Annotated in this window: 16 protein-coding genes; 9 read left to right on the top strand and 7 right to left on the bottom strand. The window is 71.8% G+C overall.

Annotation, left to right across the window (positions count from 1 at the left end):
- Positions 1-109 precede the first annotated feature (109 nt).
- Positions 110-1,798, bottom strand: coding sequence for a carbohydrate binding domain-containing protein (locus ABZS97_RS02880; protein ID WP_356132763.1), 1,689 nt, complete (start codon positions 1,796-1,798; stop codon positions 110-112).
- 134 nt (positions 1,799-1,932) lie between these two features.
- The gene (locus ABZS97_RS02875) at positions 1,933-3,114 is read right to left on the bottom strand and encodes an ATP-grasp domain-containing protein (protein WP_356132761.1); all 1,182 of its coding nucleotides are present in this window, start codon (positions 3,112-3,114) and stop codon (positions 1,933-1,935) included.
- Between the two features lie 288 nt (positions 3,115-3,402).
- On the opposite strand from ABZS97_RS02875, the gene ABZS97_RS02870 reads away from it, so the two are divergent.
- Both ABZS97_RS02870 and ABZS97_RS02865 read left to right on the top strand, forming a co-directional pair.
- Positions 3,403-4,311: a metallophosphoesterase gene (locus tag ABZS97_RS02870; RefSeq protein ID WP_356132758.1), complete on the top strand. Its 909-nt coding sequence runs from the start codon at positions 3,403-3,405 to the stop codon at positions 4,309-4,311.
- Positions 4,259-5,020 (top strand): 4'-phosphopantetheinyl transferase superfamily protein, encoded by a 762-nt coding sequence (locus ABZS97_RS02865; RefSeq protein ID WP_356132756.1) that lies wholly within the window; start codon positions 4,259-4,261, stop codon positions 5,018-5,020. Before ABZS97_RS02870 ends, ABZS97_RS02865 begins: the two co-directional genes overlap by 53 nt.
- A 15-nt stretch (positions 5,021-5,035) precedes the next feature.
- Here ABZS97_RS02865 and ABZS97_RS02860 read toward each other — a convergent pair whose 3' ends face one another.
- The gene (locus tag ABZS97_RS02860; RefSeq protein WP_356132754.1) at positions 5,036-5,263 is read right to left on the bottom strand and encodes a hypothetical protein; all 228 of its coding nucleotides are present in this window, start codon (positions 5,261-5,263) and stop codon (positions 5,036-5,038) included.
- A 265-nt stretch (positions 5,264-5,528) separates the two neighbouring features.
- Here ABZS97_RS02860 and ABZS97_RS02855 point away from each other — a divergent pair, with 265 nt between their 5' ends.
- Complete coding sequence (locus tag ABZS97_RS02855; RefSeq protein WP_356132752.1) at positions 5,529-6,572, top strand: alpha/beta hydrolase; 1,044 nt, start codon at positions 5,529-5,531, stop codon at positions 6,570-6,572.
- Positions 6,573-6,600: 28 nt separating this feature from the next.
- Here ABZS97_RS02855 and ABZS97_RS02850 read toward each other — a convergent pair whose 3' ends face one another.
- The 4 genes from ABZS97_RS02850 to ABZS97_RS02835 are packed head-to-tail and all read right to left on the bottom strand — an operon-like array spanning position 6,601 to position 10,480.
- Positions 6,601-8,055, bottom strand: a complete 1,455-nt coding sequence (locus ABZS97_RS02850; RefSeq protein WP_356132750.1) for an FAD-dependent monooxygenase — start codon at positions 8,053-8,055, stop codon at positions 6,601-6,603.
- On the bottom strand, positions 8,039-9,247 hold the full coding sequence (locus tag ABZS97_RS02845; RefSeq protein WP_356132747.1) for an MAB_1171c family putative transporter: 1,209 nt from the start codon (positions 9,245-9,247) through the stop codon (positions 8,039-8,041). Before ABZS97_RS02845 ends, ABZS97_RS02850 begins: the two co-directional genes overlap by 17 nt.
- Positions 9,248-9,260: 13 nt before the next feature.
- Positions 9,261-9,791 carry a toxin-antitoxin system, toxin component gene (locus tag ABZS97_RS02840; protein WP_356132773.1) on the bottom strand — a complete coding sequence of 177 codons (531 nt, stop codon included), beginning with the start codon at positions 9,789-9,791 and terminating at the stop codon, positions 9,261-9,263.
- Positions 9,792-9,823: 32 nt separating this feature from the next.
- The gene (locus ABZS97_RS02835; RefSeq protein ID WP_356132745.1) at positions 9,824-10,480 is read right to left on the bottom strand and encodes a helix-turn-helix transcriptional regulator; all 657 of its coding nucleotides are present in this window, start codon (positions 10,478-10,480) and stop codon (positions 9,824-9,826) included.
- A 266-nt stretch (positions 10,481-10,746) separates the two neighbouring features.
- Between ABZS97_RS02835 and ABZS97_RS02830 the strand changes: the two genes are divergently transcribed.
- The 6 genes from ABZS97_RS02830 (at position 10,747) to ABZS97_RS02805 (ending at position 15,834) form a co-directional block, all read left to right on the top strand.
- Positions 10,747-11,403, top strand: a complete 657-nt coding sequence (locus ABZS97_RS02830; RefSeq protein WP_356132743.1) for a hypothetical protein — start codon at positions 10,747-10,749, stop codon at positions 11,401-11,403.
- Between the two features lie 24 nt (positions 11,404-11,427).
- Entirely contained in the window at positions 11,428-11,958 is a 531-nt protein-coding gene (locus tag ABZS97_RS02825) for an NADPH-dependent FMN reductase (protein ID WP_356132741.1), read from the top strand.
- Between the two features lie 115 nt (positions 11,959-12,073).
- Complete coding sequence (locus ABZS97_RS02820) at positions 12,074-13,240, top strand: FAD-binding oxidoreductase (protein WP_356132739.1); 1,167 nt, start codon at positions 12,074-12,076, stop codon at positions 13,238-13,240.
- Positions 13,237-13,536, top strand: coding sequence for a (2Fe-2S)-binding protein (locus ABZS97_RS02815; RefSeq protein ID WP_356132737.1), 300 nt, complete (start codon positions 13,237-13,239; stop codon positions 13,534-13,536). Before ABZS97_RS02820 ends, ABZS97_RS02815 begins: the two co-directional genes overlap by 4 nt.
- A complete protein-coding gene (locus ABZS97_RS02810) occupies positions 13,529-14,947 on the top strand; it encodes an NAD(P)/FAD-dependent oxidoreductase (RefSeq protein WP_356132735.1) in 1,419 nt (472 codons plus the stop codon). The genes ABZS97_RS02815 and ABZS97_RS02810 overlap by 8 nt, the downstream gene beginning before the upstream one ends.
- Entirely contained in the window at positions 14,944-15,834 is an 891-nt protein-coding gene (locus tag ABZS97_RS02805) for a dihydrodipicolinate synthase family protein (RefSeq protein ID WP_356132733.1), read from the top strand. The genes ABZS97_RS02810 and ABZS97_RS02805 overlap by 4 nt, the downstream gene beginning before the upstream one ends.
- Positions 15,835-15,839 lie beyond the last annotated feature (5 nt).

The following is a 15,839-nucleotide window of genomic DNA, read 5'->3' as shown; positions in this document are numbered from 1 at the left end:
GGGCGTGGTTGGGGGGGGGGGGGGGGGGGGGGGGGGGGGGGCGGGGGGGGGGGGCGGGGGGGGGGCCCGCGCCCCCCCCCCCCCCCCCCCCCCCGGCCGGCCTCCGATCTCAGCCCGTGAACCCGGCCGTGGTGGAGGTGAACTGCCAGTTGCTCTGGCTGATGCCGGAGCAGTTGCTCACCACGCCGCCGCCCGGGCAGGGCCGGTCGCGGTTGACGGACCAGAAGGCCAGCCGGGCGATGTGGTGGGAGTTGGACCAGTCGCGGATCTGCGTCCAGATCGCCGGAGTGGTGTTCTCCTGCTGGTCGGACAGTCCGTTCATGCCGGAGATGCCGATGTGGGAGTACGCGGTGGCGTCGTCCCAGCCGAACGTCGACTTCAGCTTGGTCTTCAGGCCCTCGGCGGCGTTCACCGTGTTGCCGTACATGTCGGAGCCGCCGCCGAAGTCGAACGGCATGATGGTGAAGACGTCGATGTTGGCGTTGAGCGAGTTCGCCTGCTCGATGAGCCGGTTGCCGTAGTACGTCGGGCCGGTGGTCGACGTACCGAAGGTGACGATCGTCTTCAGGCCGGGGTTGTTGGCCTTGACCGTCTTCAGCGCGGTGAGGATCTTCGCCTGGACGGCCTCGTTCTCGAACTCGTCGCTGTTCTCGATGTCCATGTCGATCGCCTTGAGACCGTAGGCGTCGATCACCTTCTGCAGCGCACCGGACAGCGCGCTCGCCGAGGAGCAGTTGGCGCCGAGCTTGCTGCCCTGCCAGCCGCCGAACGACGGGACGATGTCACCGCCCGCGGAACGGATCTGGTTGATGGCAGTCTGGTCGACGCCGCCGGTCAGCGGCCGGCTGCCGTCCCAGGACGGGGTGCAGCCGCCGGAGTCCAGTACGAACGCCATCGTGAACCATTTGATCCCGGTCGCGTTCATCACCGTGGTCGGGTTCGGGGGGTCGCCCCAGCCCTCGTACAGATACGGCGCGGCCTGCTTGAAGCCGGTGCCGCCGCCACCGCCCGCGTTGGTCGTGACGGTCACGGAGTTGGAGGCGGGCGAGGTGTTCCCGGCCGCGTCCCGCGCCTTCACGGTGAACGTGTAGCTCGTGCTCGCCGACAGCCCGCTGACCGTGGCGCTCGTGCCCGAGACGCTGAGCAGCTGGTTGGAGCCGCTGTAGATGTCGTACGCCGTGACGCCGACGTTGTCGCTCGACGCGCCCCAAGACAGGGACACGCTGGACGAGGTCTTGCCCGTGGAGGTCAGGTTCGTCGGCGCGGTAGGCGCCTGGGTGTCCGAGCCGCCGCCACCGCCCGGACCGTCCAGGCTGATGTCGTCGGCGTAGTAGGTGCCCTGCGCGTACCAGCCGTGCACATAGATCTTGGCGCTGGTCTGCGAGGCACCGGTGGTGAAGGACACCTTGAGCTGGCTGTACGCCGACGGGGACGTGGTCCATGTCGAGGCGCCGCCGTCCACGCCCAGGTAGACGTAGCTGCCGCGCACCCACCCGGAGAGGCTGTAGGTGGTGTTCGGCTGGACCGAGACGGTCTGGCTGCACTGGGCGTTGTCACTCGAACTCACGGCGCCCGCAAGGGCTTTGGAGCCGGAGTGCACCGGGCTTGAGGTGACCGAGCCCAGGTTGCCCGTGCAGGTCCAGGGGGACAGACCGCCCGACTCGAGGCCGGGGTTGGACAGGATGTTGGCCGCCTGGGCCGTACCGGGGAGGGCGACCGCCCCGGCGAGGGCCAGCGCGGCGGTGCCGAGCAGAGCGAGGAAGCGATGTCTGGAACGTCTGAGATGTGTGATGCGCACGCGATCTCCCTGGGAAATGGGGGTGTTCGGGAGTGCCGAAGGGTGCGCAACCAAGTTGGTATGGACCAATCGCGCTGTCAAGATGCTGTGCGTCGATTGGTCCAGACCGGTGTGAAGTTGTGGGGTGGGCCGGGTCAGGCCGTAGCGCCCGCCTCCGCGGTGGACGCGCTGACAGAGTCCGCGGTCGGGAGGCCGACCGGCGCGCTGGCCTGCGCCGGCAGCGCGGGCAGTGGCACGGCGGACGCTTCCTGCACGGTGTCGGCGGTCTCCTCCGCGCGCTGGCGGGGAAGCGACACGGCGCGCAGCGGACGCAGGCCCGACACCACCGTGTAGTCCGTACCGAGGAACCGTGGGACCACCTCGCCCGGGTCCTCGCCGAGCGCCGACTGCACGGCCGCCCAGGGGGCGTTGACGCCGCACAGGGACAACTGGTGCAGCCCGCCCGCCGGGCGGGTGTTGACATCCATGAGCACCGGTTCGTCGCCCAGCATCCGGAACTGGATGTTGGACAGGTAGTGCAGCCGGAACGACTCCGCGAGCTGCCGTGCCGGCTCGATCCACTGCTCGTGGAGCGTGAAGCCGCGACGGCGGCCGTTCTTGGTGCGGCCGATCGCCATCCGGATCCGGTCGTCGGGCCCGGTCAGACAGTCGACCGACACCTCCGGCTGCTCCAGGCGCGGCATCACCAGCCAGTCGACGGGCTCCTCGGCGTCCCGCACGGCCTGCGCGACGAGGTCCAACGGCACGTACGGGCTGGGGAATCCGTTGAGGTGCGACAGCGAGAAGGGGTCGCGCGTGATGATGCGGAAGCCCACCCCGCCCGCGCCCGCCGCCGGCTTGAAGCACGCCTTGTACCCGGCCGACTCCAACTCCTCGACCGCGGCGAGCAGTTCGGCCTCGGTCGTCACCCGCCACCACGGCGGCACCGGAATGCCGAGTCCCTGCACGGCCTCGTACGCCGTCACCTTGTCCTCGAACACGTCGATCGCCTCGGCGGGCGGCGCCAGCAGCGCCGTACCGACCGCCTCGAAGTCGGCGCGGTGCGCGGCGATCGCCGCCTGCTGCAGCCGGGGCACGAACACGTCGATGCCGCGGCGGGCGCACTGGTCGAGCGCGAACTCGACGTAGGCGGCCGGGGACAGCCCCTCGGGCTCCAGGTCGGCGGTGTCCGCGGCGGCCAGGACGGGGGAGTCGGCGTCACCGTGCGTGGCATGGATCTCGACCGCGCGGTCGTGCGGATTTCTGCGCAGTTGATCCATGAAGAACACGTTCTCCGCGTACGTGCGGTTGAGCCAGACGCGTACGCGAGAGCCCATGCAAGCCACCTTTCACGGTTCGCGGGCACGGCGAAGCAGGCCGTGCCCGGCCAGGGGAGAGGGAGGTACACATGACCGCCGTACGCGGCAAGCGTCCGTGGCGGTTGTGTTGGGGCCGATCATAGGCCCTCCGCGACCCCCGGACGGCTACGCGCGTGTTACGGATTCCCCGGCCGTTTGTTCCAAGGGTGCGCGGACCTTGTGTTCATCTGCCCGAGATCGCTCTTGTCGCTCAGCGGGACTGTGTGTTCTTGTTGATTTCAATTCGGGTTCGCGGAGGTGGCGAGAGTGCAGTCGACGGCCGGCGGCCACGGAAACCTGCTGTCGATCAGCGATCTGCACATCGGATACAAGGAAAACCGCGCTGTCGTCGAGAAGATGCGCCCAGGGTCGGACGAGGACTGGCTCCTGGTGGCCGGTGACGTCGCGGAGACCGTCGCCGACATCCGCTGGGCCCTCCAGACGCTCGCCGAACGCTTCCGCAAGGTGGTCTGGACGCCCGGCAACCACGAGCTGTGGACCCACCCGCGCGACGAGGTGCAGCTGCGCGGCGTCGAGCGCTACGAGCATCTCGTCGGCGTCTGCCGGGAGTTGGGCGTGACCACTCCCGAGGACCCCTATCCGCTCTGGGAAGGTCCGGGCGGCCCCGCCGTCGTCGCCCCGCTCTTCCTGCTCTACGACTACTCCTTCCTGCCGCAGGGCTGCACGACCAAGGAGGAGGGGTTGGCGTACGCCCGCTCGACCGGAGTCGTCTGCACCGACGAGCTGATGCTGCACCCCGACCCCTACCCGAGCAGGGACGCCTGGTGCCGGGCCCGGGTCGCCGAGACCGAACGCAGACTCGCCGAACTGCCGGACGACCTGCCCACGGTCCTGATCAGCCACTATCCACTGCACCGGCACCCGACGGACATCCTGCGCTACCCCGAGTTCGCGATGTGGTGCGGGACCCGGCTGACCACGGACTGGCACCGCCGCTTCCGTGCCGAGGTCATGGTCTACGGTCATCTGCATATCCCGCGGACCACCCACCACGAGGGCGTCCGCTTCGAAGAGGTCTCGGTGGGCTACCCCCGTGAATGGCGGGTCCGCCCGGAACCGCCGGGGGTGCTGCGCCGCATACTGCCGATGGAGGTCGGAACCGTTGATGGAGGAGCTGCTCCCGGATTCGGTCGTGACCGTGGAGGCTTTCGGTGACTCCCGGCCCGAGGGCGCGACGCTGTATCCCGAGGAGGAGGCGCTCGTGGCGCGGGCCGTGGAGAAGCGGCGCCGCGAGTTCACCACGGTGCGTGCTTGTGCCCGCGTCGCCATGGAGAAGCTCGGGGTGGCCCCGCAGCCGGTCCTGCGCGGCGCTTTCGGGGCGCCGCGCTGGCCCGACGGGCTGATCGGCAGCATGACGCACTGTCTCGGATACGGCGCCGCCGCGCTGGCCCGCGTCGGCGACCTCGCGTCGATCGGCATCGACGCCGAACCGCACGAGAAGCTCCCGGACGACGACCTCGGTGCCGTCATCCTCGCCACGGAGGCCGACCGGCTGGCCGGCCTGGCCGCCGAGCACCCCTCCGTGTACTGGGAGAGGGTGCTGTTCAGCGCCAAGGAGTCCGTCTACAAGGCGTGGTTCCCCCTCACCGGGCAGTGGCTGGACTTCTCCGAGGCGGACATCGAGCTTTTCGTCGACACGGACACGGACACGGACACGGACACTGACGCGGATACGGACCGTGACGCGGAGGCCGATGCCGATGCCGATCCCGCGGCCAAGGGCGAGGTCCGGTCCGGGCGCTTCCGCGCCGAACTCCTCGTCCCCGGGCCGCTGGTGGGCGGAGCGCGCGTCGGCTTCTTCGACGGCCGCTGGACCGTACAGGGCAGCCTGCTCGCCACGGTCGTCACCGTGCCCCACGCCTGACGGCGCCGAGGTGCCTCAGGGCGCCGGGCACCAGGTGTGCAGCAGGCGGAAGAACGCCTCCTCGTTGCCCGTGAGACCGGCTGCCGCGAGGGCCTGCTCCGCCTCGGCCAGGGCGCCGGGCGGCACCACCGGTGGTCGGCGGCCGTCCGGCGGGCCGTCGAAGGCGGCGCGGACAGTCCCCAGGAGGCGCAGATAGGCCTGCACGGCGGCGCGCTCGTGGTCGGTCAGTACGGCGGTCTGCATCGGACGGCTCTCCCCTGGTCGGCTTCGTACTGCGCTTCATGCGATACGCAAGGCGTCTGCGGTACCCATGACGGATGCGCCCCCGCGCAGCGGTGACACACACCCAGCTTGCCTGCCGGCACTGACAATCCCGTTCCGTGCAGCGGAGGTTCGCTCGCTTAGCGGAGGCGAAACCTCACGGAAATCCCGTGTGGAACAGGGGCCCTAGGCTGGACAAGGGAGTTGGCGGCCGCCCCCGGCGGCCCCGGAAACGGGAGGTGGGGCCATGGACGACGCATCGCACCGGCGTTCGGGACGCATCCTGCGGCTGCGCCCGGTGGGCGACGGAGAACTGAGCCTGCGCTACCGCGTCGTGCACGGATATCGCAGGGCCTACCGGATGGCGGGGGAGGGGCCGGCCCTGGTTCTCATCCATGGCATCGGGGACTCCTCGGCGACCTGGGCGGAGCTGATCCCCGACCTCGCGCGCACCCACACCGTGATCGCCCCCGACCTCCTCGGCCACGGGGCCTCCGACAAACCGCGGGCCGACTACTCCGTGGCCGCGTACGCGAACGGGGTGCGCGATCTGCTCACCACGCTCGGCATCGAGTCCGCGACGCTGGTGGGGCACTCGCTCGGCGGCGGCGTCGCGATGCAGTTCGCCTACCAGTTCCCCGAGCGCACCGAGCGGCTGATCCTGGTCAGCGCGGGGGGCGTGGGGGGAGAGGTGAACCCCGTTCTGCGGGCGGTGTCGCTGCCCGGCGCCCATCTGATGCTCTCCACCCTGCGGTTGCCGGGCATGCGGACCCAAGTGGGCCTGTTCCTGCGGCTGATGAGGATCCTCGACACCGATCTCGGCCAGGACGCGCCGGAACTCCTGAACCTGGTGGACGCCCTGCCCGACGCCACCTCGCGCAGCGCCTTCATCCGTACGCTGCGCGCCGTGGTCGACTGGCGCGGCCAGGCGGTGACCATGCTCGACCGCTGCTACCTCACCGAGGGCATGCCCACGATGCTCCTGTGGGGCGACCGGGACAGCGTGGTGCCGGTGCGGCACGCCTACGGGGCGCACGAGGCGATGCCGGGCAGCCGCCTGGAGATCTTCGAGGGCGCCGGCCACTTCCCCTTCCACAGCGACCCCGCTCGCTTCCTCGCCCTCGTCGAGGAGTTCACCCGCACCACCGCCCCCGCCGACTGGAGCCGCGAGCACTGGCGAGACCTCCTGCGCGAGGGCCGCCCCGGTACCTCCGTCGGCCAACCCGACACCGCCAGGAACCGCGCCGTGGAACGGGACCTGCGGGAGGCCAGCGAACGCAGCGCGACCTGACCCCACCCGCCCGTACACCGGACCGCCCCTACGGAGAAGGGCACCCCCGTGCTTCCGTGCCCGAGATCTCCGGGGCGTCCAGGACCGATGCGCGCTCCTGCCCTGTCAGCGGAGGCTCGGTCAGCAGCGGGCGGCGGGGGCCGCGCAGGACCGCGATCACGATGGCGGGTTTCGCGAGGGTGGCCACCGGTTTCGACAGCGTGACCACGTCGAAGAACGCCTTGGCGACGAGCGGGCGGCCGGTGGCGGCGAGCATCAGGCGGTTGACGTAGTGGCCCAGGAGCTTGCTCGCGAGGCCCGGGGGCTTGCCGATGGCGCCGGGGTAGAGGATGTCCGTGCTGGTGGCGAACTGCCAGGCCGTCGCCACGGGCCGGGCCACCGCCCGCTGGATCCGCCGCGCGAGCCCGGGCGCCGCCGCCCCGTACTCCGCGACGTGCTCGCGCAGCGCCACCGCCCCCTGCGCGGCCACCGTGAGCCCGTGTCCGTAGACCGGGTTGTAGGTGGCGACCGAGTCGCCGATCGCGACGAAGCCCTCGGGCCAGGCGTCGACCTTCTCGAAGAAGCGCCGCCGGTTGACGGTGCTGCGGGTGACGACCGGGTCCGAGAGGGGCTCCGCGTGGGCGATCAGCTCGCCGACGACCGGGTGGCGGACACTGCCGCGGGCGAACGCCTCGAAGTCGTCGACGGAGCCGGTCGGTTCACCGCCGCGTGTGCCGGACAGCGTCACCAGCCAGCGCCCGCCCTCGATGGGCTCGATCGTCGTCGTGCACCCCGGCACCGGCACCGAGGCGTCCGACTGCACGTTGACCAGCGGGAAGTCCTCCGTGCCCGCGGGCGCGCGGAAGATCCGGCTGGAGTACGTCAGCCCCGAGTCCACCTCGTCCAGCGGCGCCCGCGGTACGCCGAGCGCCTCCAGCCAGGCCGAGGCGCGAGAGCCGCGCCCCGAGGCGTCCACCACCAGGTCGGCCTCCAGCAGGCGCTCCTCGCCTTCGGGGGTCCGCACCCGGACCCCCGTCACGCGCGCGTGATCGCCCTCCAGGGCGAGCAGTTCGGTCCGCTGCAGGACGGTGACCCGAGGGTCCTTGACGACCCGCTCGCGCACGACCCAGTCGAGCAGGTCGCGGCTGCAGGCGATCATGAACTGCATCTCGGGCCAGCGGCGGAACCAGCCCCGCGGCTGCATGGAGACCAGCCCCGTGGGCAGTGGGATGCGGCGGGCCCCGGCGGCCAGCCAGCCGTCGATCAGTCCGGGCAGCAGGTCCTCCATCGCGAGGGCGCCCCCGGACCACACGACATGGACGTGCCGGGCCTGCGGGAGGCCCTTGCGCGGTTCGGGACCGGCGGGCAGCACATCGCGCTCGACGACGGTGACGTCGGCGTACGCGCTCAGTGCCGCGGTGGCCAGCATGCCGGCCATCCCGCCGCCGACGACGACCGCCCGACGGGGTGCCGCACCCGAGGGGGTGCTAGCGGGTCTGCTCATGAAAGTCGCTCTCTGACCTGGTCCCGGCCCGCCCCCGGGCGGCCGCGACGACGGATGACTGACGCAGGGCGATGGACATCCGTACGAGGTCGCGGGGCCCCTCGGTGGACGAGGGCGGGGCGGCGTTCGCCTCCGCCGAGCTGATGACCCGGCCCTCCGGGTCGGCGGCCCGGGCCCGTACTGCCGCCGTCACCATCACCGCGTCGGCCTCGGCCTGCGCCTGGACGGGATCGGAGCCGGCCGCGACGGCCGCGTCGTAGGCGCCCGAGCGCACCGCGGAGTCGAAGTAGGGGTACAGGTTGAGCATGCCGTCGTGGATGTCGGACTCCCGCTGGGTCACCTGCAGTTCGGCCGGTGACCACCAGGAGATGCGCACGGCGCGGTCCGCGTGCATCGACACGGGCCGCAGCTCGCGCCAGAGCGGCCCGAGCCGGCGATAGGTCGACCAGGTGTTCCAACTGTCCCCGACGCGCTGCCCGGCCAGCGGGAGGCAGAAGCCGACGGCGCTGATCTGCACGCCGATGGAGGCGAGCACCGGCGCGGCGTCGCTGCTCAGGTAGTCGAGGTTCACACCGTTCCAGCGGGCGATGACGGCGGTGAACTTGGTCATGAGATAGGCCAGGTTGAAGAGATAGCCGATCACGATGATCAGCAGCCCGGCGCGCAGCCAGCCGCGTACCTGCAGGGCCCACCGTCCGCACATGAAGTTCATCGCGCCGCCCGCGACGGTGAGCCCCGTCAGGTACAGCACGATCAGTTCGCGGATGTACGGCGTGTTGGCGTAGTACGTGTCGAAGTCCACCAGCCGTTCCACCGGTGTGTCCCCGAGCACGAACAGGATCGCGATGGTGGCGATCACCAGGGTGTAGCCGGCGATGATGCGCCGCTTGATGCGCCGGGTCAGTGCGGGCGGGCCGCCGCGCCAGTTGACGACGAGCACCAGACAGGACGAGCTGAAGGCGCTGAGCAGGCAGTAGACCAGGGGCGCCGAGACGTTGGTGACCCCGATGACGTCGTTGACCTCTTCGATCGACGGCGGCGCCGCGAAGAAGAACACCAGCCCGACGAGTGTGAGCAGTGCGCACACGGACCGCAGCAGCGGATCGCGCCAGGAGCGGATCAGCGACGGCGCCTTGACCGAGAGGGCGACCCCCATCGCGACCGCGGGGATGTAGTAGCTGGAACCGTCCATGATGTGAGTGTGGTCAGCCCTGCGGCCCGCGGTAGCCCAGCGACGCCTCGATGCGGCCGGCGAGGTCGTCGCGCTGCACGGGACCGCGCAGCGATGAACCGGCAAGCCATGTACGGCACTTGCTGGCGAGCAGCAGGCCGAAGCTCTCGGCGTCCTTCTCGTCGGTGAGGTCGAAGCGGGTGCGGGCGGCCACCTTCAGGACGGTCGCCTGCAGGTCCGCGTGGTCGCTGAGCAACCGGGCCGCCACGGCCGCGCCCTCGACGTGGTGGCTGCAGTGCCCGGCCTTCATGTGCCACAGCTCGTGGCCGAGGATCACCAACTGGTGGTCGGGGGCGGTGCGTTCCTCGATGACGACGAGGTCCTGGTCGGCCATGTCGAGCCACAGTCCGCTGGCCGTGCCGGGCGGGAAGGCCGCCGTACGGTACTGGACGGGACGGCCGCGGCGTCTGCTCATGGCGTCGCACAGTGCGGCGTACAGATCGCCCGGCTCCGCCGGCACGGGGAGCGACAGCTCCGCGACCAACTCGCCGCACAGGCGGCGCATTTCCCTTCCGATGCCCACAGTTCTCCCCCGGATCACGACTCGGGCCGCTTGACGCTTTCCAAGAGCATGTCCAGCCACTCGGCGACCTTGTCGCGGTGCTGGTCGGTGGGCAGCTGGGCGGCCCGCCACGCGATGCCGCGCACGCCGTGGTCCTGCAGTAGCCGCTCCAGCGGGTCGTCCGCGGCCACGGCCGCCGCGCGCTCACGGTCGGCGAGCTGCTGGAGGAGTTCCTGCTCGCTGCGCTGGAGGGCGTCCACCAGCGCCTCGGAGTCCTCGGCCGTGAGGAAGCCCGCGTGCACTCTGAAGAAGCGCTGGATGGCGTCGCAGTGCTCCATGGTGGGGCGCCGGTCGCCGTTGATGAGGGCGCCCGCCTGCTGGCGCGACATCGCGGCGCCGTCGGCGATCTCCTGCTGGGTGTACTTGCGTCCGTTCGGCTTGAGGCGGGTGCGGCGCAGCAGATCCAGGCGTTGCAGGAAGCGGGCCTGCAGATCGGGTTCTCCGGCGGGGCGGCCGCCGAGCAGCGCCTTCACCACCGGTTCGGGCACGCCGGAGGCGGCGGAGAGCCGCTGGACGTCGAAGACCACCGCGTGCTCCACACCCAGCCGGTCGGCGAGTGCGGTGACACGGGCCACGACGGTCGGCAGCAGACCCGTCGCCGTGGCGCCCGGAACCTCGAAGCCATCCGTCACCGACAGATCTCCTACATCTCTTCTCAGGTCGTTCTCATGATGACCCGGAACCATGGGAAGGAACACCCCGGGGCAGCGCGGAGTGCACCGTGAACTGACCGGAGACTAACCGCTTGTTCGAACTCACATCCAGGTCTCGCCACAACTGTGGCCAGATTCAGCCGTCAACAAGCGCCAAATGCCACGATAGTTGACACACCTCGACCCGGGGCCCCAGGATCAAGGCGCCGCGTGAAGGCCGCAGAGGCAAGAGGGGTGACCTCCCGATGGCGTATCAGGCAGGTGGGCAGCGGTCCGAGCCGCGACCCGCCCCCGCAAGTCTCGAGGCCCAGGCGTATCTGCAGGACTACGCGGCACTCCTTGAGTCCGTCCCCTTTCCCTCCGTCGTCTTCGACCACCGCTGGGACGTGGTGCTCTCCAACACCGCGTTCGAGACACTTTTCCGCGGGGTCGGCCCCCATCCCACGGCCATGCCGAGCGACAACTTCCTCCGGTTCGTCCTGTTCCACCCCGACGCCGGCACGGTCCTCGGCGAGCACGAGTCGAGCTGGTGCCTGCCGATGCTGGCCCACTTCGCGGCCGCGGTGGAGCGGCACGGCCAGGATCACGGTCTGCAGTCGGTCCTCCGGGACATCGCCCAGGACCCGATCATGGACGCCGCCTACCGGCACGGGCTGCCGCACTGGATCCGCGCGGTCGGCCCGGAGGCCGTCGAGCACGACGGCGCCGTACGCCCGCTGCTGCACCCCGATCCGCGGTGGGGCCGTACGGACTGCCGGATCGTGGACGAGACCCCCAAATCCCTTCGGGACATGGGCTATTCGCGGATGACGTTGGTGCTGCGCGAGGCGCGCCGGGCCGCCGCCACCCCGCGCCGGGCGCGCGCGGCGCGGTCCGGAGGCGCCCACCTCAGGGTCGTCTGAGCCCGCCCTGGGTAGGTTGGGCGCATGTCCGATCTCCCCGTGATCCTGCTGCTGTCCGGAAGCCTGCGGGCCGGCTCCTCCAACGAGTCCGTGCTGCGTACGGCGCAGGAGGTGGCGCCCGCGTCGGTGCGCACCGTCCGTTACGACGGCCTGGCGGCGCTGCCGCACTTCAACCCCGACGACGACACCGAGCCGCTGCCGGCCGCGGTGGCCGAGCTGCGGGCGGCGATCGCCGGGGCGAGCGCGCTCCTCGTCTGCACTCCGGAGTACGCGGGCACCCTGCCCGGCTCCTTCAAGAACCTGCTGGACTGGACGGTCGGCGGCACCGAGATCTGCGACAAGCCGACCGCCTGGGTGAACGCGGCGGCTCCCGGCCGTGGTGAGGGCGCGGAGGCCACCTTGCGCACCGTGCTCGGCTACACCGGCGCCGCGATCGTGGACAAGGCGTGCCGGCGGATCCCGGTGGACCGGCGGATGATCGGCGCGGACGGCGTCATCACCGACACCGAGGCACGTGAACAGCTGCGCGAACTGCTCGGCGTGCTGGTGGGGTGAGCCCTACGGCGTCCAGGGCCGGCCGACGGCCCGACTGACGAGTTCAGGTAGCCGCCGCGGGAACAGAGGTTGCGGCCCTCTTGGCCGCGCCTGTGGTGTGTGACATAGTACTGACGTGACTTCGCCTCTGACCTGCGATGTTGTCGTTGTCGGGGCCGGTATGGTGGGCGCGGCCTGCGCCTTCTACGCCGCCCGGGCAGGCCTTGCCGTCGCCGTGGTGGACCGCGGCCCGGTGTCCGGCGGGACCACCGGCGCCGGCGAGGGAAACCTGCTCGTCTCGGACAAGGCGCCGGGCCCGGAACTCGAACTCGCCCTGCTGTCGCAGCGGTTGTGGGCAGACCTCGCCGAACAGACCCTGCTGGGCCAGGCGATCGAATACGAGCCCAAGGGCGGCGTGGTCGTGGCCTCGACACCGGAGGGGCTGACCGCCCTGGAGGCCTTCGCGGCCGGTCAGCGCGCCGCAGGGGTGGTGGCCCTGCCCGTCGCGGGGGGCCAACTCCACGACGTGGAACCGTACTTGGCGCCCGGGCTCGCCGGCGCCGTGCACTACCCGCAGGACGCCCAGGTGATGCCCGCCCTGGCCGCGGCCCATCTCGTACGCGCGTCGGGGGCGCGGCTGCTCACCGGCCGCACCGTCACCGAGGTGCTGCTGCGCACGGCGGACGGCGCGGTCCGCGGGGTGCGCACCGACCGGGGTGAGATCCACGCCCCGGCGGTCGTGAACGCGGCGGGCACCTGGGGCGGTGAGGTGGCCGCGCTCGCGGGCGTCCGGCTGCCCGTCCTGCCCCGGCGCGGCTTCGTCCTCGTCACCGAGCCGCTGCCCCGCCGTATCCGGCACAAGGTGTACGCGGCCGACTACGTCGCCGACGTGGCCAGCGACTCGGCCGCCCTGCAGACCTCGCCGGTCGTCGAGGGCACGGCTGCGGGGCCGGTCCTGATCGGCGCGAGTCGTGAACGGGTCGGCTTCGACCGCTCGCTCTCGCTGCCCGCCCTGCGGGCCCTGGCGGCGGGCGCGACCCGGCTGTTCCCGTTCCTGACGGACGTGCGCGCGATGCGCTCGTACCTCGGCTTCCGCCCGTACCTGCCCGACCATCTGCCCGCCGTCGGGCCGGACCCGCGCGTGCCGGGCCTCTTCCATGCCTGCGGGCACGAGGGCGCGGGCATCGGGCTGTCCACCGGCACCGGGCACCTGATCGCCCAGGTTCTCGCCGGAAAGACCCCGGAGCTGGACCTCGCACCGTTCCGGCCTGACCGATTCACCGCCGAGGAGGACGCGTCGTGAACCCGCTGGACCTCGCCGGGGCCCGGCCGGGCCCCGAGTTCACCGTCACCCTGGACGGGCGGCAGATCCAGGCGCTGCCCGGACAGACGGTCGCCGCCGCGCTGTGGGCGGCCGGGATCACGTCCTGGCGCACCACGCGCGGCGAGGGCCGAGCGCGCGGGATCTTCTGCGGTATCGGCGTCTGCTTCGACTGCCTGGTGACCGTCAACGACCGCCCGGGTCAACGGGCTTGTCTCGTCGCGCTGCGCCCGGGAGACGCGATCCGTACCCAGGAAGGGACGGGCCACGATGACTGAACGACCGCACCTCGCGGTGATCGGCGCGGGTCCGGCCGGCCTCGCCGGGGCCCTCGCGGCGGCCGCCCGGGGTATCCGCGTCACGCTGATCGACGCGGCCCCGGACGCGGGCGGCCAGTTCTACCGGCAACCGGCGGCCGCACTCGGGGCGCGCCGCCCGCAGGCACTGCACCACCAGTGGCGAACCTGGCAGCGGCTGCGCGACGGACTCGCCGCACAGACCGAAGTCCTGCATCTGACGAACCATCATGTCTGGTGTGTGGAAAGGGAGTCCGGGGCGCCGAGTGTCTTTGGTGGCTTCGCCGTGCACGCCCTCCGCGGACGCCTCCAGGAGGACCCGGTCACCGTCCACGCCGACGCCGTCCTCCTGGCCACCGGCGGCTACGAGAAGGTGCTGCCGTTTCCCGGCTGGACCCTGCCCGGCGTGGTGAGCGCCGGGGGAGCGCAGGCCATGCTCAAGGGCGGCCTCGTGGTGGCCGGCCGCAGTGCTGTCGTGGCCGGGACAGGGCCCCTGCTGCTGCCGGTGGCGACCGGGCTCGCGGCGGCGGGCGTCCGGGTCGAGGCGCTCGTCGAGTCGGCCGACCCGAAGGCCTTCGTGCCGCACACCCGCGCGCTGGCCGCCAAGCTTCCCGAGGCGGCCGGGTACGCGGCCCGGCTCCTGCGCCACCGGGTGCGGTTCCTGCCACGCCACACCGTCGTCGAGGCGCACGGCGACGAACGAGGTGAGCGGGTCGAGTCCGTGACCGTCGCCGCCCTCGACGCCGACGGCCGGGTGCGGCCCGGCACCGCCCGGCGCATTGCTTGCGACACCCTCGCCGTCGGCCATGGCCTGCTGCCGCACACCGACCTCGCCGAGGCACTCGGCTGCCGCCTCGACGGGGTGCGGGTGTCCGCCGACGAGGAGCAGCGCACCGACGTCCCGGGCGTGTGGGCCGCCGGCGAGGCCACCGGCATCGGCGGCGCGGCCCTCTCGCTCGCCGAGGGACACATCGCGGGACGATCGGCCGCGGCCCGGCTCGCGGGACGCACCCCCGACCCGCGCGGCTGGGCCGCGGCAGCCGAGTCCCGTACGAAAATGCGGGAGTTCGCGGCAGCCCTCGACGCCGTCTATGCGCCGCCCGCGCACTGGACCGAGCAGATCACCGACGACACCGTCGTGTGCCGCTGCGAGGAGGTCGCCGGCAGCGCGATCCGTGAGGCCGTCGACGGGCTGGGTGCAGGAGACGTACGCACCGTGAAACTGCTGACCCGCGCCGGGATGGGCTGGTGCCAGGGCCGGGTGTGCGGGCCCGCTGTCGCCGGACTCACCGGATGTGAACTCACCCCCTCGCGGCGGCCGTTCGCCCGTCCCGTACCGCTCGGCGTGCTCGCCCAGGACCACACCCACCCCATCGAGAAGGAGCCCTCGTGACCGACCACCGCCCCTGGCGCGGCGTCCTCGTCGCCACCGCACTGCCCCTGACCGCCGAACTCCACGTCGACTACGACAGGTTCGCCGAGCACTGCACGTGGCTCGTCGAGCAGGGCTGCGACGGCGTCGTCCCCAACGGCTCGCTCGGCGAGTACCAGGTGCTCACCCCCGAGGAGCGAGCCAAGGTCGTCGAGACGGCCGTCGCCGCGATCGGCGGCTCCCGCGTGATGCCCGGCGTCGCCGCCTACGGCTCCGCGGAGGCCCGCCGCTGGGCCGAGCAGGCGCGCGACGCCGGCTGCCACGCGGTGATGCTGCTGCCGTCCAACGCCTACCGCGCCGACGAGCGCTCCGTCCTCGCCCACTACGCGGAGGTCGCCGAGGCGGGCGTGCCGATCGTCGCGTACAACAACCCCATCGACACCAAAGTCGACCTGGTGCCCGAACTGCTCGCCAAACTGCACGGCGAGGGGTACATCCACGCCGTCAAGGAGTTCTCCGGGGACGTCCGCCGCGCCTACCGGATCGCCGAACTCGCCCCGGAACTCGACCTGTTGATCGGCGCCGACGACGTCCTGCTGGAACTCGCCGTCGCGGGCGCCAAGGGCTGGGTGGCGGGCTACCCCAACGCCCTGCCCGCCGCGAGCGTCGAGCTGTACCACGCGGCCGTCGACGGTGACCTCGCCACGGCGGGCGCCCTCTACCGGCAGCTGCACCCACTGCTGCGCTGGGACTCCCAGGTCGAGTTCGTGCAGGCCATCAAGCTGTCCATGGATGTCGTGGGCCGCTACGGCGGTCCGGTGCGCCCGCCGCGCGTCCCGCTCCTGCCCGAGCAGGAGGCCACCGTCCGCGCCGCCACCGAAAAGGCTGTCGCCGCCGGACTCGCCTAAGAGCC

This window comes from Streptomyces sp. NPDC005485 (assembly GCF_040606085.1).
Lineage (GTDB): Bacteria > Actinomycetota > Actinomycetes > Streptomycetales > Streptomycetaceae > Streptomyces.
Note: the sequence above shows the minus strand (reverse complement) of the source record. Positions and strands in the feature narration are given on the sequence as shown.